The 23,082-nt window shown below is 65.1% G+C and carries 20 protein-coding genes and 1 tRNA gene; 11 read left to right on the forward strand and 10 right to left on the reverse strand.

Annotated elements, in window-relative coordinates; all coding sequences use genetic code 11:
- Positions 1 to 189 precede the first annotated feature (189 nt).
- Positions 190 to 1,149 (reverse strand): hypothetical protein, encoded by a 960-nt coding sequence (locus SH602x_RS13505; protein WP_479472808.1) that lies wholly within the window; start codon positions 1,147 to 1,149, stop codon positions 190 to 192.
- Between the two features lie 632 nt (positions 1,150 to 1,781).
- On the opposite strand from SH602x_RS13505, the gene SH602x_RS13510 reads away from it, so the two are divergent.
- Positions 1,782 to 2,138, forward strand: coding sequence for a cupin domain-containing protein (locus SH602x_RS13510; RefSeq protein WP_479472809.1), 357 nt, complete (start codon positions 1,782 to 1,784; stop codon positions 2,136 to 2,138).
- A gap of 136 nt (positions 2,139 to 2,274) precedes the next feature.
- Positions 2,275 to 3,696 carry a hypothetical protein gene (locus SH602x_RS13515; protein ID WP_479472810.1) on the forward strand — a complete coding sequence of 474 codons (1,422 nt, stop codon included), beginning with the start codon at positions 2,275 to 2,277 and terminating at the stop codon, positions 3,694 to 3,696.
- Positions 3,697 to 3,714: 18 nt separating this feature from the next.
- On the opposite strand, the gene SH602x_RS13520 is transcribed toward SH602x_RS13515, so the two are convergent.
- Complete coding sequence (locus SH602x_RS13520; RefSeq protein ID WP_479472811.1) at positions 3,715 to 4,062, reverse strand: winged helix-turn-helix transcriptional regulator; 348 nt, start codon at positions 4,060 to 4,062, stop codon at positions 3,715 to 3,717.
- A gap of 111 nt (positions 4,063 to 4,173) precedes the next feature.
- Here SH602x_RS13520 and SH602x_RS13525 point away from each other — a divergent pair, with 111 nt between their 5' ends.
- The 5 genes from SH602x_RS13525 (at position 4,174) to SH602x_RS13545 (ending at position 11,307) form a co-directional block, all read left to right on the forward strand.
- Positions 4,174 to 5,508 carry an SCP2 sterol-binding domain-containing protein gene (locus tag SH602x_RS13525; protein ID WP_479472812.1) on the forward strand — a complete coding sequence of 445 codons (1,335 nt, stop codon included), beginning with the start codon at positions 4,174 to 4,176 and terminating at the stop codon, positions 5,506 to 5,508.
- Positions 5,509 to 5,779: 271 nt separating this feature from the next.
- Positions 5,780 to 7,288, forward strand: coding sequence for a glutamate ligase domain-containing protein (locus SH602x_RS13530; RefSeq protein ID WP_479472813.1), 1,509 nt, complete (start codon positions 5,780 to 5,782; stop codon positions 7,286 to 7,288).
- Between the two features lie 238 nt (positions 7,289 to 7,526).
- Positions 7,527 to 8,294, forward strand: a complete 768-nt coding sequence (locus SH602x_RS13535; protein ID WP_479472814.1) for a 3-ketoacyl-ACP reductase — start codon at positions 7,527 to 7,529, stop codon at positions 8,292 to 8,294.
- 166 nt (positions 8,295 to 8,460) lie between these two features.
- Positions 8,461 to 9,534 carry a hypothetical protein gene (locus SH602x_RS13540; protein ID WP_479472815.1) on the forward strand — a complete coding sequence of 358 codons (1,074 nt, stop codon included), beginning with the start codon at positions 8,461 to 8,463 and terminating at the stop codon, positions 9,532 to 9,534.
- Between the two features lie 351 nt (positions 9,535 to 9,885).
- Positions 9,886 to 11,307 (forward strand): trypsin-like peptidase domain-containing protein, encoded by a 1,422-nt coding sequence (locus SH602x_RS13545; RefSeq protein ID WP_479467942.1) that lies wholly within the window; start codon positions 9,886 to 9,888, stop codon positions 11,305 to 11,307.
- 128 nt (positions 11,308 to 11,435) lie between these two features.
- Here the strand turns inward: SH602x_RS13545 and SH602x_RS13550 are convergent, their stop codons facing one another.
- The 5 genes from SH602x_RS13550 to SH602x_RS13570 form a co-directional block, all read right to left on the reverse strand.
- Entirely contained in the window at positions 11,436 to 12,284 is an 849-nt protein-coding gene (locus SH602x_RS13550) for a sugar phosphate isomerase/epimerase family protein (protein WP_479472816.1), read from the reverse strand.
- 64 nt (positions 12,285 to 12,348) lie between these two features.
- Positions 12,349 to 13,038, reverse strand: a complete 690-nt coding sequence (locus SH602x_RS13555; RefSeq protein ID WP_479472817.1) for a hypothetical protein — start codon at positions 13,036 to 13,038, stop codon at positions 12,349 to 12,351.
- A gap of 224 nt (positions 13,039 to 13,262) precedes the next feature.
- The gene (locus SH602x_RS13560; protein WP_479467939.1) at positions 13,263 to 14,405 is read right to left on the reverse strand and encodes a Gfo/Idh/MocA family protein; all 1,143 of its coding nucleotides are present in this window, start codon (positions 14,403 to 14,405) and stop codon (positions 13,263 to 13,265) included.
- A 146-nt stretch (positions 14,406 to 14,551) separates the two neighbouring features.
- Entirely contained in the window at positions 14,552 to 15,610 is a 1,059-nt protein-coding gene (locus tag SH602x_RS13565) for a TIM barrel protein (RefSeq protein ID WP_479472818.1), read from the reverse strand.
- A 200-nt stretch (positions 15,611 to 15,810) separates the two neighbouring features.
- Positions 15,811 to 17,052, reverse strand: a complete 1,242-nt coding sequence (locus tag SH602x_RS13570; protein ID WP_479472819.1) for a hypothetical protein — start codon at positions 17,050 to 17,052, stop codon at positions 15,811 to 15,813.
- Positions 17,053 to 17,352: 300 nt separating this feature from the next.
- On the opposite strand from SH602x_RS13570, the gene SH602x_RS13575 reads away from it, so the two are divergent.
- Both SH602x_RS13575 and SH602x_RS13580 read left to right on the forward strand, forming a co-directional pair.
- The gene (locus SH602x_RS13575; protein ID WP_479472820.1) at positions 17,353 to 18,525 is read left to right on the forward strand and encodes an aldose 1-epimerase family protein; all 1,173 of its coding nucleotides are present in this window, start codon (positions 17,353 to 17,355) and stop codon (positions 18,523 to 18,525) included.
- A gap of 111 nt (positions 18,526 to 18,636) precedes the next feature.
- Complete coding sequence (locus tag SH602x_RS13580) at positions 18,637 to 20,289, forward strand: FAD-dependent oxidoreductase (protein WP_479472821.1); 1,653 nt, start codon at positions 18,637 to 18,639, stop codon at positions 20,287 to 20,289.
- An 80-nt stretch (positions 20,290 to 20,369) separates the two neighbouring features.
- Here SH602x_RS13580 and SH602x_RS13585 read toward each other — a convergent pair whose 3' ends face one another.
- From SH602x_RS13585 to SH602x_RS13595, 3 genes are all read right to left on the reverse strand, one after another.
- Positions 20,370 to 20,777: a hypothetical protein gene (locus SH602x_RS13585; protein WP_479472822.1), complete on the reverse strand. Its 408-nt coding sequence runs from the start codon at positions 20,775 to 20,777 to the stop codon at positions 20,370 to 20,372.
- Between the two features lie 205 nt (positions 20,778 to 20,982).
- Positions 20,983 to 21,393, reverse strand: a complete 411-nt coding sequence (locus tag SH602x_RS13590) for a hypothetical protein (protein WP_479472823.1) — start codon at positions 21,391 to 21,393, stop codon at positions 20,983 to 20,985.
- A 124-nt stretch (positions 21,394 to 21,517) separates the two neighbouring features.
- Entirely contained in the window at positions 21,518 to 22,198 is a 681-nt protein-coding gene (locus SH602x_RS13595) for an FHA domain-containing protein (RefSeq protein ID WP_479472824.1), read from the reverse strand.
- Between the two features lie 325 nt (positions 22,199 to 22,523).
- On the opposite strand from SH602x_RS13595, the gene SH602x_RS13600 reads away from it, so the two are divergent.
- Positions 22,524 to 22,597: transfer RNA gene (locus SH602x_RS13600), tRNA-Arg, on the forward strand.
- Between the two features lie 119 nt (positions 22,598 to 22,716).
- Positions 22,717 to 23,046, forward strand: coding sequence for a hypothetical protein (locus SH602x_RS13605; RefSeq protein WP_479472825.1), 330 nt, complete (start codon positions 22,717 to 22,719; stop codon positions 23,044 to 23,046).
- The last annotated feature ends 36 nt before the right edge of the window (positions 23,047 to 23,082 follow it).

A 23,082-nucleotide genomic window follows, 5' to 3' on the forward strand; every position in this document is an offset into this window, starting at 1 on the left:
CGGTTTTCCTGCGTTTTCGCGAGCCGCGAGGAACGTGTTCTGAGCTTGGCGAGGTCGATGTTCGCCACGAAGGCGAATATCTACTGGCTGCTGAGCGGACGGGTTCGACGCGCGCACGAAAAAAGGGCGACTCGTTTCCGAGCCGCCCTTCTTCTTTATCGATCAGCCGTGAAGTCGTTCGCTAGAAAACTAGCGGGCGATGATCAGGCCGGTCTGAGCGTAGTTGCCGCGACCCGGGACGAAAGCCTGGGGGTCGACGACGGGGGCCGGCGGCATCGGGGGCATATCGCCAGCAGCCGGGGTCGGAGCCTGAGCAGGAGCCGGGGTGACCGGAGCCGCGTAGCCCGTGCCGCAAGCCGGGGTTTCGCAACCGCAGACCGGGGCTTCGCAGCCGCAAGCGGGATCTTCGCAGCCGCAGGTCGGCTCATGGCAGCACGAGACGGGCTCGTGGCAGCACGAGGGTTCTTCGCAGCAGCCCTTGCTTCCGCAACCGTGTCCGCCGAACAGTCCGCCGAGCAGGCCCTTGTGTCCGCAGCCGCAGCAATCGCCAGCCGGGATCAGGTACTTGTGCTTCGGGCAGATCTTGTTGCAGCAGAAGATCCGGCTCAGCAGGCCGCGGTGACCGCAGCTGCTTCCGCAGCCGCAAGCGTTGCCGCAGCTCGGGGCACAGGACGTCGCACAGGAATTCTGGTGGCAGCCATGACCGCGATGGTTATGGAGCAGTCCGCCCAGGACGCTGTGCTTGCCGTGACCGCTGTGGCAAGCTTGTCCGCCGCACGACGTGTCAGCGCCGCAAGCGGGCTCGACGCCGCAGGCCGGTTCGTGGCAGCACGAAACGGGTTCTTCGCAGCACGAGGGAGCTTCGCAGCAGGCCGGAGCCTCGCAGCAGCCGCTCTTCGCATGCACGCCGCAGAGGCGGTCGAGCAGCGAACGACGATGTCCATGTCCGCTATGGCAGGCGTTTCCGCCGCAGGCGACGTCAGCGCCGCACGCGGGTTCGACGCCGCAGGCGGGCTCTTCGCAGCACGAGGGGGCTTCGCAGCAGCTAGCATGGCCGCCGAGCATCCGGTCGAGCAAGTCGCCGCCGAAAGCATTCGCGCCCATGCTGACGCTCATGACGAGCGAAGCGATGGTCAATTGCCACTTCATCGATCCACATCTCCTAAATTTAGGAACTGACGTTCCGCGAGCGTCCTTGCCAGCCGGCATGCGACGGCGATCGTTCGTCCGTTTTTGTCTCTCGTGCATGCCTGACCGAGAGCTGCTCCGATGCCTCGCCTTTCTGGTTCGCAATTCGCTGCCGCGTGGGCAGAGGTCGCGATCGGAAGGGCAGGGCGCCAGGGCGCGGGCGATTTCGCTTCGCGCTGGTGGAGCGTTCGCTTCCCGCAGTTCGAGTGGTGCGTCCTTCGGGCCCGGCGGAGCCATTCCTTGACTCCCTTCGCCGCCCGGGGTCCCGACGACCGATCCGTTCGTGGCCCGAACGTCTCAGTCGCTTGTGACACCCTGAGTATCGGATGGCCGCTTCGCACGCCTTGAGAGGCCTGGACCAGTTTTCTCTAGTCGTTCCAGAGTGACGAATTAGCCGAGTTTGACGGCTGCGTAAGCAGTCCGTTGGCGGCCCCTTCCGCGCTGCCCGCAAGGTCGCCGCAGCTTCCGCCGACGGGTCGTTCGGGAGCTGAACAAGTAGGCCATCCCTCCAACTCGCCGGGCGATGAACCGCCCGAAAGTCGCCATCTTTTTTCTTGCCCGAGCGGCGTTCTCCCCTCCTGAGAGGCTTCGTCATGAACGATTTGGATGCGATCGTCCACCTTCCGGCGGTCGCCGCCGTTCCTTGCCCGTGCGGTTGGGCGAAGCGGGCGTTCGCGGACGCCCCGGACGCTCCGGCGTCGCTCCATCTGACGCGGATCGACGCCGTCGCAGCGCTGCACTACCACCGCGTGCATACGGAGACGTACTACGTCCTCGAATGCGAAGCGGGAGCCGCGATCGAACTCGACGGCGTCGTCCGTCCGGTCCGCGTCGGCGACGCGATCCAGATCCGGCCGGGCGTCCGCCACCGCGCGATCGGGCCGATGACGATCCTCAACTTCGTCGTCCCGGCGTTCGACCCGGAGGACGAAACGATCGTGGACGAATGAGGACGCGACCGACGCTCGTGGCCCGCTCGATTCGGCGATGGAATCTCTTTGAAAACGAGCCTTTCCTGCAGGTAGATTGGCGGCGCTCGCAATCTCTGCGACTTCTCGTCCTGGCTTCTCCTCACTCAGCCGTCTGATGATCACCTCCGCCGACTACTCGGACTGGCTCGACCAGTCGGGCCTCTACCTGGGCAACTACTCGCATGCCGAGCGGTATCAGACGTTCGAGAAGCACGTCTCGCCGGAAGGTCTCAACGTTCGGATCGCGTTCGACTTCCTGCACCAGAACCGCGACGGCGTCGACGTTCAGGCGTGGCGGAACTACCACGTCTACGAGAGCGACGGCGGACTGCGGTACCGCATCGAACGAACGGCCGACGCGTTGGCGGCTATCGGCGCTGCCGGCGCTTCGGAGGCCGTCCGGACGTCGCAGAACAATACGCTGCTGGGGCAAATGACGTCCGGCTTTCTCGCCGGCGGGAATCCCTTCGCGATGCAGGGGAACGTCGATCTCGGCGCCATGATGCAGGAACTTCAGCGTTCGGCCGCCGCGGCGCTGGGAGGGGGCGGCGAGTTCGTCCTGGACGAAGAGACCCAGGAACTCGTTCCGCGTTCGACTCGTCGGCCGCGCGTCGAATCTCGCGACGAAATCGCGGGCCTGCTGCGGACGTACTTGGAGAGTCATGCAGCGACCCTGCAGGCGGACATCGACCGCCACGGCGATGTTCGAAAGGAGCTGGGGTTCGATCCGGCTCGTCGTCAGGCCGAACTGGAGGAGACGCAACGTCGTGAGAGCGACCGCGAAATGCAACGGGATACGGTCGCCAAGATGCGCGCCCAGATGGAGCAGTTTGAGAAGGGACTCGCGAAGCATGGGGAGAACGCGCCTCGCAAGCTTCGTTCGACCCGCAGAAAACTGCTCGAAGGGCGCCGGCAGTTCGTGACCCGACCGCCCGACCAGTTGCTGCCGGAGATGCGGGCCTGGCTGGAAGAGTTCGAGAGCTTCGCCGAACGCTACGCGAGCATCTTCCGACCCGCTCCCGTCGACGATCCGGCCCTGCTCGAACGGCTCGCCTCGCTCGGCGGCTACGAATACGACGTGCAGGAATTCGGCGCCTCGCTTTCCTGGTCGGCGCCGCGAGGATTCGATCTCGATTGGCCTCGCGTCAGTCTGTCGATCCTCTATCCGGAGGCGAACGCGGAGACTCTCGCGGAAACTCTCGACGTGATCGACGAATTGCGTCGGGACTTTCCCTGGGTCGCCGCGAGACTCAGGGCGGAGGTTCTCTCCGGCTTTCGCGATTACGTCCTCTGCATGGGAGGGCTCGAGGGCGTCGCCGCGTGGATCGACGTCGCGCGGGACGAGAACGGCGACGTCCCGGAGGCCGAGATCCTTCGCCTGGCAGGCGAGGCGACGCTGAACGTCGAGTCGCACCGGCAGTACGGCCAGGGCGTCACCGCCATCGCTTGGTTCCCCGCAGAATGGGACGAGGAACACGGTCTGGAGATTCCGCTCGTCGGCGGCGACGGATTCGACGACGAGAACGAGAATGAGTGAACACGCGAGGAAGCGACGCTAGCCGAACGTCGGCTGCATCCTGGCGGACGTTCCCTCGACGTTCGTGAGGCCCCACTGCGCGACGGCAGTCAGAACGGGGCCCAGCGTCTTCCCCTTTTCGGTCAGACGGTAGGCTTCTCGCCCCGGCTGGTCAGGGTCGGCGTACTTCTCGACCAGCCCGTGCCGGACCAGGCGATCCAGGCGATCGGCCAGAATGTTGGTCGCGATCCCCTCGGGCGATTTGTGAAGCTCGTTGAACCGTCGCTTTCCGCAGGCCAGGTCGCGCACGACGAGCAGCGTCCATTTGTCGCCGATCAGATCGAGCGTACACGCGACCGGACAGACGGATCGTTTCTCGGCTTTCATTCGACGTTCTCCCCCTCCCGATCCTCTCGCTTGACTTTAGGAGCGAAGCTTGCAAAATGCAAGTTACCGCTTGCGAAATGCAAGCGATCGTCGCCGGGTCGGAGGTGCGGGATGGCGGGATTGGACGAGCATCCGACCGTTCAGGCGTTTCGATCGCGAGCGCCGGAACCGCCGCCGCAGGAACCCCTCGACGCGGTATGGCTCAGGCAGCTCTGTCTCGACGCCGGGGCCGATGACGTCGGCTTCGTCGAAATCGAGCGGCCGGAGCTGACGGACGAGCGAAAGTACGTCTCGGCGCTCTTTCCCGAGACGCGCACGCTGGTCAGCATCGTCTGCCGGATGAATCGCGAGCCCGTACGAAGGGTGCAGCGGTCGGTCGCCAATGCGGAGTTCCACAACGTCGGCGACGAGGTCAATCAGATCGCGCGGCGGATCGTGACGACGCTGGAGCGTCTCGGCCTGCGTGCCGTCAATCCGCCGATGGCGTTTCCGATGGAGGTCGATCGCTGGCCCGAGCGCACCTGGGTCGTGTCGCACAAGCCGGTCGCCGTCGCCGCTGGCATGGGGATGATGGGCATCCACCGAAACGTCATTCATCCGAAGTTCGGGAACTTCATCCTGCTGGGAACGATCCTGCTCGAGTCCGCGATCACGGAATGCTCTCGTCCGCTCGCGTACAACCCTTGCCTGGGATGCCGACTCTGCGTCGCGGCCTGCCCGGTCGGAGCGATCAAATCGGACGGCGAGTTCGATCTGACGTCGTGCTATACGCACAACTACCGCGAGTTCATGGGCGGGTTCGGCGACTGGGCGGAGCATATCGCCGACGCCCGGGACGGTCACGACCTGCGGAAACGCGTTACGCCTGCCGAGCATGTCTCGATGTGGCAGAGCGTCGCCTTCGGCCCGAACTACAAGTCGGGATACTGCATCGCCGTCTGTCCCGCGGGCGAAGATGTGATCGGCCCCTTCCTCGCCGATCGGGGCGCCTTCGTCCGCGACGTCGTCAAGCCGCTGCAGCGTAACGAGGAGACGGTCTACGTCGTTCCGCGGTCGGATGCCGAGGAATACGCGGCGAAGCGCTTTCCGCATAAGCGCCTCCGCCAGGTCCGCGGGAGCCTGCTGCCTTCAACGATTCCGGCGTTTCTGTTCGGCATCGGGATCACCTTCCAGCGCGAGCAGTCCGCAGGGCTGAACGCGGTCTATCACTTCTCGTTCACCGGATCGGACGAAACGCAGGCGACCGTGACGATTCGCGAAAAGTCGATCGAAGTTCAGCCGGGACTGGTCGGCGAATCGGACTGCGCGGTGACCGCCGACGCGGAAACCTGGCTCGGGTTTCTACGCAAGGAAAAGAGCATCGTGTGGGCTCTTTTGCGGCGAAAGGTGCGGGTCCGCGGGCGCCTGAGCCTGCTTTCGGCATTCGGCCGATGTTTCCCGACGTGACCTCTTCGATCCCTCGAACGACCCGTTACGTAGAAGGGAGTTGACGGAGATGCGCCGCCTCGATTCCAGGCGTCCGCGACAAACTCGGCTTGATTCTTCAGCCTCGATTTAGAGAATCGGAAAAGCCTGAACGGAAGCGAACGAGACGCCTGATCGCAGGAGCGTGACAGCGTTTCGGATTTCGCGCCGATCGGCGACGAACTGCGTGGAGAGGGTCACGGAAGGCCGAACTCCCGCATGCCTTGCGTCTTCGACCGAAGGCTTGGATTCCATGGACGGAATCGTGCCGGGGAATTTCCCCCGCTCTGCGCAGCAGCTCTTTCCGGAAGCCTACGCCGTCTCGGAGACGGATTGCTGGTTCCGGTCGGTCTCGGATCATCCGCTGCGGTGCCAGCCGGGCGATCTCTTCTTCGCCTCGGAGACCCGCAGCCGCGACGGTCACGACTACGTCGACCGGGCGCTGGCACGCGGCGCCTGCGGCGTCATCGCCGAACGTCTCGTTCCTGCCGACGCGCCGGTCTTCATCGTCGAGAACGTTCGCGAAGCCTACGCCATGGCCTGCCAGGAACTGGCCGGGCGACCGGCGCAGCGCCTCGCGACGACGGCGGTGCTCGCTCCGTACGATCCTTCGAGCCTGTTCGACGCCTTTCACGCGACGCATCGCACGTCGGGCCTTCGCAGCGGACTGCTGTCGAAGGACCTCTTCTCCGTGCCCGGCTTCAAGGCCCGCACGGAAGGGAAACCCCTGCGAGCCATTCACTACGCCGATTGCCTCGGTCAGTTTCTGGAAGCGGGCTGCCGGCATGCGTTCGTCGAGACCGGCGCCGCGTCGCTGGCCGAAGGCGAGACGAGCGGCATGGAGTTCGACAGCGCTCTGATCCTGCCCGATCCGCTCGCGGGTCGACGCCCGACGCGACGCTATCGCCGCGCGATCGAGCGTCTGCTGGAACAACTGCGACCCGGGGCGCTGGTCGTCTGCCACGCTCGCGACGCTTACGCGGTCGAGCGGCTGGAACGCTTCGACGGTTCGTATCTCGCCGTCGGCAGCTCCGACGACGACGGTCCGGAAATCTCGCTTCGCTCCGGCGACGACGGCGAGCGATCCGCGACGCTGCGAATCGGCAGGAGCACGGCCATCTTCCGCCCGACCGGCGTTTCCGGCGACGAACTCGACGCGTACCTGTTCGCCGCGACGGCCGGTCATCTGCGCGGCCTTTCGCTGGCGGAGTTGACCCGCGGACTCGAACGCGTGCGACGGGCGCCGGGACGCCTGGAGCTTGTCCAGGCGGGACAGCCGTTCTCCGTCTTCGTCGACGAATCGCAGAGCGGTCGGGCGCTGCAATCGACGCTGCGTCAGCTCCGCTCGCGCACGCGCGGTCGTCTGATCGGCGTCCTGGCCGCCAGCGAAAGCGAACGGTCGGAGAACCGCGCTCTCGCGGGACGCATCCTGGAGCGCTACTGCCATCGGACGATCTTCTCCCGCCGCGGCGACAGCGCCGACCTGTCCCTCGATCCCCTGCACGACTTCCTCGACGGCATGCTGCGGCCCGAGCGGGCGAAGCTGATCCCGCGTCGCGAAGTCGCCCTGGCCCAGGCCTTCGACGAAGCGAAGGCGGGCGACGTGGTCGTGCTCCTCGGCGGCAGCGTCGGCGACGGCGACGTTTCCGAAGAGGTCGAATCGGCGAAGCATCTGCTCGGCGAACTCGACGCCCCCGCGATCCTGCCGTTCCGTCCGCGGTCGATCTATCGTGCCGACCGACTGTTCGACGGCGCGAACTGAGCCGTTGAGCACGTGACGGTGTGCCATGGCTGGCTTGTCCAGCCGTGTCTAGACCGCGTCTCGCGATGCTGTAGCGGCCTGTGCGCCGATTCCGTAACGATTCAGATCGCCGGGAACGCTACATGTGAGCGCGACGCGCACTAGGATAGGCGGTCGATCGCTGTCGACTTGCCTCTCCTGAATCGCTCGCTCCGCCATGTCGCCCCAGCCTTCTGACGCATCCGCGCCTCACGCACCGATGCCCGTCGCGGTCGTGACCGGCGCCTCGCGCGGCATCGGCGCCGCGATCCTGCGGGAACTCGCGGGCGCGGGATACGCCGTCGTTTGCAACTACGCCCGTTCGCGCGAAGCTGCCGACGCGATCGTTACGGAACTGACTGGCCAGGGGCATAGGGCCGTCGCCGTGCAGGGGGACGTGAGTCTCGCCGCGGATCGCGAGCGAATTCTCGATGCGGCGACCGAAACTTTCGGCCGGATCGACGTGCTGGTCAACAACGCCGGCATCACGTCGCCGGGCCGGAAGGATCTGCTGGAAGTGACCGAGGCGGGCTTCGACGAAGTTCTGGGGGTCAACCTCAAGGGGCCCTTCTTCCTGGCACAGTCGGCCGCCCGACGAATGCTGGGGCAGCAGCCTCTGCCCGATCGGCCTGCCGGGACGCTGCTTTTCGTCTCTTCGATTTCGGCCTACGCCGTGTCGACCGACCGGGCGGATTACTGCATCGCCAAGTCGGCGATCGGCATGATGACCCGGCTCTTCGCCTCGCGAATGGCGGACGCGGGCGTCTTCGCGTACGAAATCAGCCCCGGCGTGATCGAAAGCGATATGACGGCGCCGGTGAAGGCGAAGTACGACTCGCTCATCGCCGGCGGACTCACGCCCATCCGGCGCTGGGGCAAGCCGAAGGACGTGGCGAACCTCGTGCGCCTGCTTGCGGCAGGAGAGTTCGCCTTTTCGACCGGCGACTGCTTTCACGTCGACGGCGGCTTCCACGTTCGGCGACTCTAGCGCGTTCGCGGCAGGAAGTCCGTGTAAGGTAGCGGTCGCGCGGACTGTAGCGATTGCGTCAAGTTTCAGGACCGGTCGAGTCGATTACCTGTCTGGGAATCAGCGCGCCCGTCTGCGGAGGAATCGCGGATCGGAAGCGAGCGCTGCATCCCGCAGGAGCTTCGTCTTGTCGGCTCGTTCAGGCATCTGGATGCTAGCGGCGCTGGCGCCTGTCGTCGCGGGTTGCGGCGTGGCGAAGCATCTTCTGCCAGGCGGCACGCGGATCGACGGGGCTTCGCACACGAACAGCGAAAGCTGCCTTCTTCCGCCCGACGCAGAACTCTCCTGCATCGAATTCGTCCACGAAGGATCCGCCGCGTCTCCGCCGATTTTTCCGGACGAGACTTTGGAAGAGCTGCCGGTAGATAGGGCGACGGAGGCCGATCTGCTTCCGCTGACGGCGCCAGGCGAGGAAGGCCCGATCGAGCCGGCCCGGTCCGTTCTGACGTCGTCGCCGACGACGGCATCCGTCGGTTACGACCTGCCGGCGCCGGTGATCGTCGAGACCGAGGAGGAGGCGCGGCAGTCGCTCGCGCTTGAAGCCGCTTCGCTCGCCGTTGCCCCGCGAAGGATTTCCACCGACGTCGCGGTCGGGCCGCTGAAGGATCCGATCGAACGCGACCCCTCTTCGCTTCTGTCCCCGGCGCCCTTACCGCCGCAGCCGCCTGAACTGCCGCTCGTTCCGCCCGCGCCGCGAACGCTGGCGGAGGGGCAACCGGTTCGAGCTGACTACGTCAACGCTCCGCTCGCCAAGGTCGCTCGCCATCTGCACCTGCCGCATCGTCGGCTCGGGGAGGGCGTCATGGCGCGACCCGGTTCGATCGCCGGACTGCATGGTCGGTTCGCCGGTCATCGCGAACCGCCTGAGGCCGTGCCGTTCGTGGTATACGAACGCGTGGCGCCGCGGTTTCTGCCGGTGCCGACGCGTCCCGCGTTCGAATCGGCGACGGCGGTTTACGCTGTCGACTCTTCGCCGCCCGCCGCGCCAGGGATCTCGATCCGGCCGCCGCTTAGCGTGCCCCCTCGGCCCCGCGGCGAACTGCCCGGTCCGATGGTCGAAGACCTTTCGCCGAGGCAGGGTGCGGCAGCGCCGCCGATGCCGGAGGAGACGCTTCCGCGATCGTTACCGTCGATGGAGGCGTTACCCCTTCCGCAGCCGGAAATGATCCTGCCGCCGGCCCCCCGCATTGACGACTTCTGATTCCTCGGGCGACCGTTTTCGCAGATTCCCTTCAAGTCGACCCGCTCGTTCGCGAGCGATTCCTTCGGGCCTGAGAAAGTTTTCCGATTCCTCGACGCAGACCGAACGTTCATGTTCCGGCTGGTCGATCTACGGGAGGATCGACGCCGCGGCGACGAGCGACCCTTCGGTGGATTGCCTCGTCAAAAACTTCGCAGCGTCGAAATTGTTCGAAGCCGACCCGGGCGAGACTGGCCTTCAGAGCGTGACGACGAATCCTCTTCGACCGAGTCGCGAACTGAGCGACTCCTCGACGATCCGAGTCGTCCGGTCGCTTACTCAGCCCCTAACGCCCGCCTACCGACGGAAGCGATGAATCGACTTCGGAAAGCTTCGTCGTTCCTGAAAGCGTCGCTCGCGCTCGGCATCCTGGCCGGCGGCGACCTGCTCGGCGGCGGACTCATTGGCGGCGAACTCTTCTGCGGCGCGGCGACGGCTTCGGAACTCCGTCGCACTGCGATCGTGGACGCGGTCGCGGGCGCTCGCGGCGCCGTGGTCAACATCCACGGTCGCAAAACCGTCCGTGACGAAGGCCCCGAGATCGGCGGCGCCTGGAAGCAGGTCAACGGCATGGGGACGGGCGTCACGCTCGACCCTCGCGGTTACGTCCTGACCAACTTCCACGTCGTCGACGGCGTGAAGACGATCCAGGTCTCCACTTCCGAAGAAAAGTCGTACGTCGCGCGGCTCGTTGCGCATGACGCCGCGACCGACCTCGCGCTCATCAAGATCGATCCCGAGGAAGCGCTGGAGACGATCCGCCTGGGCAGGTCGAGCGACCTGATGCAGGGCGAGCCCGTCATCGCGGTCGGCAACGCCTTCGGATATTCCCACACGGTCAGCATCGGCGTCATCAGCGCCCTGCATCGCACCGTGCCGGTCAACGAGACGCAGCAGTATCGCGATCTGATCCAGACCGACGCCAGCATCAACCCCGGCAACTCCGGCGGGCCGCTGCTCAACATCGACGGCGAAATGATCGGCCTGAACGTCGCCGTTCGCGTCGGCGCCCAGGGTATCGGCTTCGCGATTCCGATCGATCAGGCGCTCGACGTCGCCGGACGACTGATGCAGCAGGCGGGGAGCGAACGCTACCACGGTCTGCAGGTGAAGACGGTCTACAAGGCGGGCAAGCCGGTCTGCGTCATCGACTCGGTCGAGCCGTCCAGTCCTGCCGAAACGGCGGGCTTCATTCCTGGCGACGTACTCGAACAGGCCGGCGACCTGGAACTGTCGCGGGCTCTCGACTGGCAACGCGTGTTCCTGGCGGCGACGCCGCTCGATCAGGTCACCTGCTCGATCAGGCGGGAAGACGAAACCAAGAGTCTGTCGCTGAAGTTCGAGGCGTCGCGTCCCGTGCAGGTCGCCTTCAACGAAGCGTCGCTCGAACAGGCGATCTGGGAGACGCTCGGCCTGAAGTTGCAGCCGCTGGACGGGAACTCGGTTCAGACGTTGAACCAGCGCTTCCGCGGCGGGTTCCAGATCGCCGACGTCCGACCGGGCAGTTCCGCCGCAGGCCAGTACCTGCAGCGGGGCGACGTCCTCGTCGGGATGCACATCTGGGAGACGGCCAACCGGGACAACCTGGCCTTCATCCTGAGCCAGCCCGAGATGCAGTCGGCGGAGACGATCCGCGTGCTGGTCCTCCGCGGCGACAAGACGTATTACGCCTACATTCAGCCGGCCAGCGCCGCCGGCGTCGCCGCCTACCGCGAGCAAAGCAGCCGGCGGTAGTTCTCTCGATCGGAACGCTCTTTCCCTGGTGAGCGGAGGGTGTCAGCCCTCCGTGGGAACGACCTGCGATCCGCGGCCGAACGACACAGAGGGCTCGCGCCGCTCCGCTCGCCTGACGAGCCGGTCGCTTAACGCCAGCGCCTGGCGTACTCGCTCTTCATGAAGGCGAGACCTTCCGACGCGAGCGTCAACTCGTCGGAGTACATCTTGCGCCAGATCTTGGTCGCCGCGGCGATCTCGGGGAGCGCCAGACCGAAGGCCTCGATCATGAGCCAGCCGTCGTAGCCGACCGCCTTCAGCGTGTCGAACGTCTCGGTCCAGTTGACGTGGCCGGTGCCCGGGATGCTCCGATCGTTCTCGGAGATATGGACGTGGCAGAGCATGTCGCCGCAGTCGCGGATGCCCTGGGCGAACGTCTTCTCTTCGATGTTGCAGTGGAAAGTGTCGAACATGCAGCGGCAGTTCTCGCTTCCCACTTCGCGAGCGAAGCGTGCGGCGTCGCGGTGCGTGTTGAGCAGATAACACTCGAACCGGTTCAACGCCTCGACGCCGAGGATCACGCCCGCGGATTCTGCATGGTCGGCGACCTGCCGCATCGAATCGACTCCCCAGTTCCATTCGTCGGTCGTCGGTCCGCTGCCCGAGAAGTGCCCGATCGCCGAATGGTACGGGCCGATCAGGTGCGTCGCGCCGAGCGCGTCGCAGCAGTCGATCGCCTTCTTGTTGAGCGCGACGCCCCGGTCGCGGACGCTCTTCTCAGGCGAGATCGGGTTGTCGTCGAGGTTGCGCACGGTCACCGCGGTCACGCCCATACCCATCGCAGCCAGACGCTCGCCCCAGGGGGCGAAGTCGACGTCGTAGTCGAAGAGCGGCACCTCGACGCCGTCGTAGCCCATCTCCTTGAGCGACTCGATCACGGGAACGAGTTCTTCGTTCAGGCCGCCCGACCAGAGCAGCAGGTTCATGCCGAATCGCATCGCGGAGTCTTTCTGAAGAGGTCGCTTCGGAAGGGAGAGCTGAGCTGACCAGGCGGGTCAGCCTCTAGCCGTCGAGGCCGCAACGTTCGCCGTAGGCTTCGCGGTCGTGAAGATGCACGAGCAGCTCGCCCTGATGCAGGCGAACCTGTTCCCGGGCGAAAGCCAGCGTCGGCAGGGCCTCCTCCGGCAGCGGCGTCGAACGTACCCGCAAAAGTACATGGTTGAGCCGGCGAAACAATCCCGGGTCGTCCAGATAGTCGTACAGAAAACGCTCTTCGAGAAACCGCCCGATCCAGATACCGAGAACCTCGGTCGGCTTCGGCGCCATGCGATTGACGAAGGCCTCGACCTCGCCGGCGTCGATCGCCGCGATCGTTTCGTAATAGCGATCCAGCAGGCCGGGGCTCTGCTCGGCGACGATCGCGTCGAGCAGCATCTCGACCAGCACGTGCACCGCGAACGAGGGCCGGAAGCTGCGATCGTCGGGGAGGACCTGCTTCAGCTCGGCGCCGATGTCGAACTGAATCTGTGCGAACCGGTGCGTCGCGTGGAACCAGTCGTCGTCGTGGTGATGCTGGACGATGCCGCGGGCGAACTGGGCCAGCCGCTCGTCAGGATCCCGCACGAACTCGCACGCCCGACGCGACCTGACGCGGGCCGGACGATCGACCGCGCCGAGCCAGTCCGGCGTCGCGGTTCCTGCCGCGAACCAGGGCCGGTCGAGCCAAAGATGGGCGTGACAGAGATAGTTCAACGTCGCGCCCGCCTGGCCGATCGCCTCTTGTGTGCCATGGCTGGCTTGTCCAGCCGATATTTCGGCCGGAACGTTTCTTCGACGCCGGACGCCGAAGAGGCGTTGAACCCGCGCTCGCAATCGACCCCACCCCGCACGGCTGGACAAGCCAGCCGTGGCACACGGCAACATGCTGAGCGCAGGGTCAGCGCTCGCGCCATCGTGGGCGGCGAACGCCTTCCTTCTCAGTCGGCGACCTTCTCCCACGCGCCGTTCTTGCCGGACTTGAGCACGGCGTCGCAGATCTTCTGCGTCTCGAGGGCCGTGCGGAAGTCGGGATCGCACTTCTCGCCCGTCTCCAGGCTCTTCAGGAAGTCGGCGACCTGGTGGATGAACGTGTGTTCGTACCCGATCTGCAAACCGGGCACCCACCAGTTCTTCATGTAGGGCATGTCGCCGTCGCTGACGTGAACGCTCCGCCAGCCGCGGACGATCGAATCGTCGGAATGGTCGAAGTAGTTCAGCCGATGCAGGTCGTGCAGGTCCCACGAGATCGAAGCGTTCTCGCCGTTGATCTCGAACGTGTAGAGCGCCTTGTGGCCGCGGGCGTAACGCGTCGATTCGAACACGGCGAGCGAGCCGTTGTCGAACCGGGCGAGGAACGCGCAGGCGTCGTCGATGCCGACCTTCTGCATCTTGCCCGTCTCGGCGTGCTTGCGTTCCTTGACGAACGTTTCGGTCATGGCGGAGACCGTATCGACGCCGCCGTTGAGCCAGATGGCCGTGTCGATGCAGTGCGCGAGCAGGTCGCCCGTCACGCCCGAGCCCGCCGCTTCCACGTCGAGGCGCCAGGTCGCGGCGCCTCCCTGCGGAACGTCGGCGTTGATGGTCCAGTCCTGCAGGAAGACCGACCGGTAGTGGAAGATCCGCCCCAGGCGCCCTTCGTCGATGAGCTGCTTGGCCAGCGTCACGGCCGGAGCGCGGCGGTAGTTGTACCAGACGGTATTTTTGACCCCCGCCTTCTCGACGGCCTGGCACATCTTCTCGCCTTCGGCGGCGTCCATCGCGAGCGGCTTCTCGCAGAGGATCATCTTGCCCGCTTCGGCCGCGGCGATGGCGATCTCCGCATGCAGGTTGTTCGGCGTGCAGATGTCGACGGCGTCGATGTCGTCTCGCTTGAGGACCTCCCGCCAGTCGGTTTCGATCGACTGGTAACCCCAGTTGTCGGCGAAGGACTTGGCCTTGTCCTTGTTGCGAGCGCAGAGCGCCTTGAGGACCGGTTCGTACTCCAAGTCGAAGAAATGATTGGCCTGGGCGTAGGCGTTCGAATGGGCCTTGCCCATGAAGCCGTAGCCGATCATCGCCACGTTCAGCGGCTTCTTTTTCATCGCGACGGGGTTCCTGAATCGGAGAGGATTCGCGTTCGTTGTTCGTGTTCTCTGAGCGGGGGACGTGAGTCCCCCGAGGTTTCCGACGCTCGAACCGCTGCGCCTCGGGAGACTCACGTCCCCCGCTCAGACGGGAGCGACAGATCTCAATCCCAGCCGTGCGCGTTCTTCACGGCGACCATCGAGGCGAGGATCTTGTTCCAGGTCTCGGGCTTCTGCATCACGTCGTTGGGGAACATACAGCCGTCCCAGCAGATGTGCTGGAAGCGTCGCGTCGGCTCGCCGGACGGTCCCTTGAGCCAGTAGCCGGCGTCGTGAGCGATGTCGAGCTTCGCCCCCGGAGCGTCGGGCAGGCAGTGGCGACCCGTCTTGTCGTGCGAGCCGGAGCCGAACACCGTGCCGTCGTTCTGGGCGACGTGGAAGTCGATCGTCCAGGGACGCAGTGCGTCGGTCAGCTTCTTGAGCGCCTCGTTCTTCGCGGCCTTGTCCGACCAGTCGAAGTCGGGGGGCAGAATCGCGTCATCGGGCGCGTTGTAGCCCATCAGGTAGAGCAGGGTGTGCGCCATGTCGGCCTGGAAACCGACGACCTCGGGCCGGCCGACCATCTCCAGCAGTTCGACCATCCGCTTCCAGGAGTGCATGCCTCCCCAGCAGATCTCGCCTTCCGCGGCGAGCTTCTCTCCGTCCGCCGCGGCGATGTCGGCTGCGGCGCGGAACGTCTCGGCGATCTTCTTCTGGCTTTCGTGAGGATCAGCGGACCAGTCATGAACGCCCGCAGCGGAGTCGATGCGAACGACGCCGTACGGTCGCACGCCCATCTCGCGGAGCTTGCGTGCGATCGCGCAGCCCTTCCGAACCTGCGTCAGGAAGTTCGCACGCTCTTCCTGCGAGCCCATCGCCGATCCGCCGCCGGTCGGAGGCCAGACGGGCGCCACGACCGAACCGATGACGAGGCCGCGCGAAGTGACCTTGTCGGCCAGCCGCTTCAGATCGTCGTCGGTCGAATCGATGCTGACATGCGGGTCGAACAGGAACAGGTCGACGCCGTCGAACTTCTGCCCGTCCACCTCCGCCGCGGCGGTCAGGTCGAGCATCGTGTCGAGCGCGATGAACGGCTCGCCCCCTTCGCTTCCCTTGCCGACGACGCCCGGCCAGGCAGCGTTGTGAAGCTTCGGGTAAGTATGAGTCGCGGTTGCGGCGCTCATGGCGTTATCCAGCAGGAGAGAGATTCGATGAGTCAGGCGAATCAGCGTCCTCCGTAGGTCAGGCATCGCCTGACGACGGCAGATCGCCGGTCGGGTGGTCCGCTCGCGCGGTCTGCGCGAACGGATAGCTCTTTACGCGGAGGACGCTCGTTCGAAGTAGCCGTCAGGCAATGCCTGACCTAACGGAGCGACGCTCGGCCCTACTTCTTCTTATGATCGCCGACGCTGGGCACCTTGCCGAAGGCGTCCGGGCCGAAGTAACGCAGGCCGACGAGCGGCTCGCTGCCGTCGTTCGTGATCTTCACGCCGCGGGTCGCCGCTTCGTGGCTGATGAAAACCTCGTCCTCGGTCGTCGCGCCGAAGCGGATCATGGCCGGCGTCTGCAGGGGCAGGTTGCCGATGCGACCCTTGCCCTGGACGGTGATCCAGCCCGAGGCGGCAGCGTCCTTGATCGTGCACGAGGCGCCCGGTTCCAGGGTCAGCTCCTTCGCGCTGAAGAGCTGATCGCCGTCGACCTTGCCGTAGACGATCCACTTGTCGACCCAGCCGTCGCCCGAGTCGGCGGCGATCGGTTCGAGATAGTTGTTGTCCATGAAGTTCGGATCGACGTTCTTCTCCCAGTCGAGCTGGCCGATGATGAAGTCGAGATCCTGATGCTTGTCGGCGGGCATGTCCTTGACCAGCAGCGACCAGGGGACGCTGCGGCCTTCGACGAGCGACTGGAACATGCCGAAGACGTCGCTGCCCCACTGCGGTTCGTAGGTGCAGAGCGAACCGGGAGCGTGCAGCACGCCGGGCGGGATGAGCCAGCCCGTGCCGCGCTTCAGGCGATAGGCCTTCGACAGGTAGAGAATGCCGTTGTCGCCCTTGTTCCAGGCTTCCAGGCACTTCTTCAGGTCGTCCTTCGTCGTGCCGGGCTCGAGGCCCATGAACGTGTAGGGGAAGTTGTTGTCGCAGTTGTTGTACTGGGGCGGAAAGTAGTAGCTCTCCGGCTTCCCTTCCTGGCCGACCAGCTTGGCGTCGGCCATCGACTGATGCATGTGATGGGGGATCGGCCCCATGTTGTCGAAGAACTTCGAATAGACCGGCCAGCGGTCGTACTTCGAAAACATCTTATCGCCGATGAGGCGCTTGCCCATCTCGGCGACAGCGTCCTTCAGCAGGAAGGTTTTCCCTTCGTGCAGGCAGAAGCTGAGCCCTTCGTGCCAGACGCGGCCCTCGTTCGCGGCCTCGGTGGTGCTGGCGAACCAGCGTTCGTCGATGCCGCCCCGTTCCTTGCCGTAGGCGTACCAGTCGTCCGGATGGAGCTTGATCCGCTTGCCCGGATGGAGAAAGCTGCGCGGCACCCACGTCGGCGTCAGGCGGAGCAGGCCTTCGCCGGCGTCGAGCGCGCTTTCAAGAATCGGCTGAACGTTGTCTTTGACGATCGTGGCGGTGGACATGGAGAAGTCGGTTAAGCGATCGTGAATGGTCCGGTAACCGGACGCAACAAGGCGTCAGTGGGAAAGAACGCTCCCGCGACGTGCAATGACGCCCCGTTTTAATCCGTGCTCACCGGGCGCACAAGCAAGCACGCGGGAAAGGACTCGACCACTTCCGTTCGACTCGGGCGAATGCCTTCCCGGCGTAGTCGATCGAACCGCACGCCTGATTGGAAACGTCGTCGCGGCGCCGTAAGGTGGCCGGAAATCGCCGCCGCCGGATGCGCCGGTCGCGGCGCTCCTCTCTGCCGGACGACGAAGATGCAGGACCGCTGGACGCTGCTCGACACCGAGAACCGTGTCTATCAGGAAGCCGTGTCGCGTCACGGCGACTCTTTCTCCCCGGCGCTGGCGGGGCGCGAGGGAGCGTCGGAACTCGGCTTTCGCTGGACCCGTCTGGCGGGCGGGCTTTCCGACGGCGTCGATCTGCTGGAAGTCGATAACGGTCCCTGGACCGTTTTCATCCTGCCCACGCGCGGGATGAGCGTCTGGCGGATCGAAGGCGAAATGAGCCTCGGATGGCGCTCGCCCGTTCGCGGACCGGTGAACCCTGCGTTCGTGCCGCTCATGGATCCGGGCGGACTGGGGTGGCTCGAAGGTTTCGACGAGCTCTTCGTCCGTTGCGGACTGGACAGCAACGGTCCGCCGCTGTTCGACGCGCAGGGCCGGCTTTCCGCGCCGCTGCATGGCCGTATCGGCAATCGGCCCGCGCACTTCGTCGGCGTGCGATTTGACGCCGCGACGGACGAAATCGTCATCGACGGACTCGTCAGCGAGACGCGGTGTCTTATCCGCGATCTTGCGCTGCATGTGGAGTATCGGCTGCCGATCGGCGAGCGGACGTTGAGGGTTCGCGACCGCGTCGCCAACCGCTCGGGCAAGCCGGCGGAGATGCAGATGCTTTACCACGTCAACGTCGGCTCGCCGATTCTGGCCGACGGAGCGAGGCTGCACGTTCCGGCCGTCCAGTCGGCGCCGCGGGATTCGCGTGCCGCCGAAGACGCTCGCGGCTGGGCGACTTACGCCGGTCCGGAGCCGGGCTATGCGGAGCAGGTCTATTTCTTCGAACTCGCCTCCGACGCCGAAAGCATGACCGAGGCGCTGCTCGCGTCGCCGGGCGGCGAGCGCGGTTTCGGCCTGGCCTGGAATCGCGAGGAACTTCCCTGCTTCGCCCAGTGGAAGAACACGGCCTCGCTGGACGAGGGCTACGTGACCGGCCTGGAGCCCGGGACGAATTACCCCAATCCGAAGCCGTACGAGCGCGAGCGGGGCAGGGTCCGAACGCTTGCGCCGGGTGAGTCGGTCGCGTTCGAGCTGGAACTGCGGGAGTACGTGAACCGCGAAGAAATCGACGAAGCGGCCGCGCGGATCGTCGACCTGACGCCGGGCGACCCGCTCGTGCATACCGAGCCGCAGCGGGACTGGTCGATCTGATTCGCGGGCCGCGCTCGTTTCCTTGACGGCGGCGCAGGGCGATAATCGTTCCGTCGCTCGCTGGAGCGGCGATTCGATCGAACTGCGACTGGCGAGGCGTCCGTGATCCAGATGACGGAAACGAAACTCTCGGCGGCCGAAGTCGCTTTCCCCCATCTCGACGATGGCCAGCTTGAGTGCGTCGCGGATTTGGCGACGCTGCGTCGCTTCCAGGACGGCGAAGCGCTGTTCGAGACGGGCGACAGGAACTATTCCTTCTTCGTCGTGAAGTCGGGCGAAGTCGCCATCCGCGAATGTTCCTCCGGCGAAGTGCGCGAGGTCGCCACGCATCGCGAGCGGGAGTTCACCGGCGACGTCGATCTGCTCACGGGGCGTCCGGCGATCGTCTCCGCGTTCGCGAAGGGAGAATGCGAGGCGTACGAACTCTCGGCCCGGGCTCTGCGGCGCCTGCTGGGCGAGGCGCCGTCGCTCAGCGACATGCTGCTCGAAGCGTTTCAGAAACGACGCGAGCTGCTGCGGCGTTCAGGCTTCGTCGGCGTGCGGCTGATCGGCGAATCGAACTCTAAGGAAATCGAGGACCTGCGGGAGTTCTTCCGCAAGAACTTCGTGCCGCACACCTTCTACGACGTGGAGGAAGCGGACGGAGAGGAACTGCTGCGATCGCTCGGGCATGAACGGGCCGACGCGCCGGTCATCGCCTGCAACAAGCACATCGTCAGCAAGCCGTCGCTGGGCAAGATCGCCGAATGCCTCGGCATCTCCCGCACGATCCGCAACGAACTCTACGACGTCGCCATCGTCGGCGCGGGTCCGTCCGGACTGGCCGCGGCGGTGTATGCCGGGAGCGAAGGCTTGCGCACCTTGGTTCTCGACCGCGTCGGACCCGGGGGGCAGGCCGGGCAAAGCTCGAAGATCGAGAACTACCTCGGATTTCCCTCGGGTCTGTCCGGCGAAGAACTGGCCAACCGGGGCTATCTTCAGGCGCTGAAGTTCGGGGTGGAGTTCACGTCGCCCGTCGGCGTGCGGTCGATCGATTCTGCGGGCGACGAGCTACGGCTCTCGCTCTGCACGGAAGGAATCGTCCGGGCCAAGTCGGTCATCGTTTCGACGGGCGTGTCGTATCGTCGCCTGCCGATCGAAAACTGCAGCCGGTTCGAAGGGGCCGGGATTCACTATTCCGCCACTTCCGTTCAGGCCCGCGGATGCAGTCGATCGACCGCCATCGTCGTAGGAGGCGGTAACTCCGCAGGTCAGGCGGCGATGTTCCTGTCGGAGTTCGCCGATCGCGTGCTCGTCGTCATTCGGGGAGACGACTTGCGCAAGAGCATGTCGGAATACCTCGCCAAACGGATCGACCTGACGGCCAACGTCGAGGTCCTGTCGCACTGCGAGGTGGAAGGCCTGGAAGGCGATGATCGCCTGCGCGAGACGACGATCCGGAATCGCGAGACCGGCGAAATCCGCCGCGAGGGGTGCGCGTCCGTCTTCGTCTTCATCGGGGCGAAGCCGCACACAGAGTGGCTGCCGCCGACGGTTCTTCGGGACGACCGCGGCTACGTCGTGACCGGCCCTGGCCTGCGTCGGGCGCCGGAGTGGACCCTCGATCGGGATCCGTGCGAACTCGAGACATCGCTGCCCGGCGTGTTCGCGTCAGGCGACTGCCGCTCCGGAACGACGAAGCGCTGCGCCTTCGCGGTGGGCGACGGCGCGCTCGCCGTCACCTGCGTCCACCAGCGTCTCGCGGCGCTCGCCGCAGGCGGCTGAAGCCCGACCGATCAGCGCACCTGTAGCCGCTGCGGCCGGTAGATCCGCAGCGGCGATCGGACGCTCCTCCTGACGGCCGGTCAGTAGAGGTACGCGTAGTAGCTGTACAGGTACGCGTAGTAGTTGTAGTACGACGCGTAGTACGAGTACGTCCCTCCATAGGCGCTGTAGAGCCAGTCGGAGTAGAGATACGCGTAGTAGTGGTACGTCGACGCGTCGTAGAAATAGTAGTCGTCGTAGTTCTGGTACGCGTACGAGGCGTAGACGTTGCCGTAATAACCCCAGTAGTACGACTCGTAATAGTAGTCGTCCGCGTAATAGTACTCGTAGTTGTAGGCGTAGTAGCTGTACAGGTAGCCGTAGTAGGAGTAGAGGTCCGCCTCGTACTCGTAGACGGCCTCTGCACGAGAGGAGAACGAGAAGAGGCTGGCGACCGCGATCGCGGCAGCCAGGAACCCGGAACGACAGAGGGCGCGAGCGGAAGTCATGATCGTCACTCCATTAGAAGCCGCGAGCGAAACCCGTTACCTCGCTGATTAGGCCACCTGAGGGGAGGGGAGTCAACAGTTTTCTTTGATTTTTCATTTTGCGGGTTCGAGGCGGGCTCGCGGACCCGGTTTCCGAACGAAAACGGCGGCTCGCGGAAGAGTTCGCGAGCCGCCGTCGAAGGTCGTTCTGGCCATGGCGCGTCGGTCAGGTCACGAACGCGTAGTAGCTGTAGTAATACGCGTAGTAGTTGTAAAGCAGGGCGTAGTACGTGTACGTTCCGCCGTAGACCGAGTAGAGGTAGTCGAAATAGTAGTACGCGTAGTAGTGGTTGACGTACGCGTCGTAGAAGTAGGTGTCGGCGAAGTTCGAGTAAGCGATCCCGGAGTAGTACTCGCCGTAGTACGCATAGAGAAACCCGTCGTAGTACGTCGAGTAGTCCGGGAAGCCTTCGTACGCGTAAGCGTAATAGGAGTAGTCGTACGCGTAGCTCGAGTAGAGCGCGGCTTCGTACTCGTACGCGGCTTCGGCCTGCGGCGCCGAGGCGAAGAAGGCGGCGGCGGAGAAGAGGGCGAGGGCGATGCCTCCGCGGCGAACCGCGTCGAGAGCTCGCATCATGGCGGGTGACTCCTGGGAAACCGAATCGATTCTGCCGGCGGCACAGCGCCGGCCGCTACGGTTTCTTAGGAGCCTTGAGCGGCGTGACAACCAGCCGCGGGGGCCGTACTTCGGACGGTTGACGTCAGGGCCGGGGGTCGGGGTCGGCGATCCGCCGCAGATACTCCGCCAGGCGGGACTGCACGTCCAGCAGTTCCTGCCACTGACGCGCATCGAGCTGGATCTTTTCCGATCCAGGCAATCCGTTGGCCGATTTCGCCAATCGACGCATGCGAATGTGAAAATACTCAAGCACTTCCGCCACCTGAGCGGACTGGGCCGGCGAAAGCCGCTCCGGGAGGGGCGGCGGATGGAGCGCCTGGAGCGCCGCCTGCACTTCGGCACGAACCGCTGCGGGCGAAGAGTCGCCTCCCTTGGCCGCTTTGAGGTAGGACCCGAGCTGGGACGGAACGTCATCGGGCGAGATCCGCGCCAGCCGTTCCGCGATCTCTTCCCGCGACCCGTACAGCAACGAGGTCTTGCCGATCGAGACGACGTCTCCGAACCGGAGGATGCGGATCTGCGTCTCTTCCCCGTTAACCTTCGTGCCGTTCGTGCTCTCCAGATCGGTCAGGATCAACTTGTCCTGATCGCACTGGATTTTGGCGTGAAAGCGACTGACCCGCTCGTCGTTGAGCTGGATCGTGTTCCCTTCCTCGCGACCGATCGTGATCGGCGTGCGGAGTCCGGCGTGAACCTTGCCGCGATCGGCGCCGTCGAGGACTCGCAACGTGACGCTCGTCATCGAGAGCCGCTCATCGATCATCGGAATCGTGGAGAAGAGGAGGAGCGTGCGACCTGCCGGGATTTTGACTTCCGCCCGGGGTACTACGGTTTCGCGTAGGTTAGGTTCCGCGAAGGCGATCTGCGGTCTCGGCTCTTCCTTGGTTATAGGTCCGAGCTGGGGGCGCTTCAAGAGTTCCGATTCTCTCCCCGACCCCTCTCCCGCAGGAGCGGTCGTCCCAGCGGGCCCGCGACCGACTCCTTTTTCGACCGCCGCGAGATTGACCGCCGGTCTTGCGACGGCGACGCCCTGCCGGAATAATGCCGAGGTGATTGCGGTTCGGCGACCTGTCCAACTGCATCGAGACGCACCCGTAGCTCAATCGGATAGAGCATCGGTCTTCGGAACCGAGGGTTAGAGGTTCGAATCCTCTCGGGTGTACTTCCCTAACTTCGTTCCCAGCAAGCAATTGCCTCGCGAGCCGTACTCGCGAGAACGTTCCGCTTCCCGCAAGTCTGTACTACCAAGTACTACTTTTACGGGCGTGGATCGGTCTCGCGATGTCTCGCCGAACGAAGAAGCCGCCCGGCTATCGTCACTTCAAGTCGTGGAATCACGCGGTTGTCCGCATCGCCGGACGGGAGCTCTACCTTGGCCCGTACGGCTCCGCTGAGAGCCACGCGGCCTATCTCCGCCTGCTCGCGGAACACTCGCTATGCGATCCGACTGCAGTCGCTTCGCGGAAGCCTTCCTTGCAGATCGACTTCAGCGAATCGACCGGACGATCGATCTCTCGTGTTCTCGTAGAGTTCCTCGCGACGGGGCTCGCCCGGCGGATCGCGTTCGGCGACTCGATAGGGCGATACGAGGCCGTCGGCGCCGAGATCTAGGGCCAGGTCGCAGCGCTTCGGCGGTACTTCCTCTGC

The sequence above is a fragment of the Lignipirellula cremea genome, from assembly GCF_056501455.1.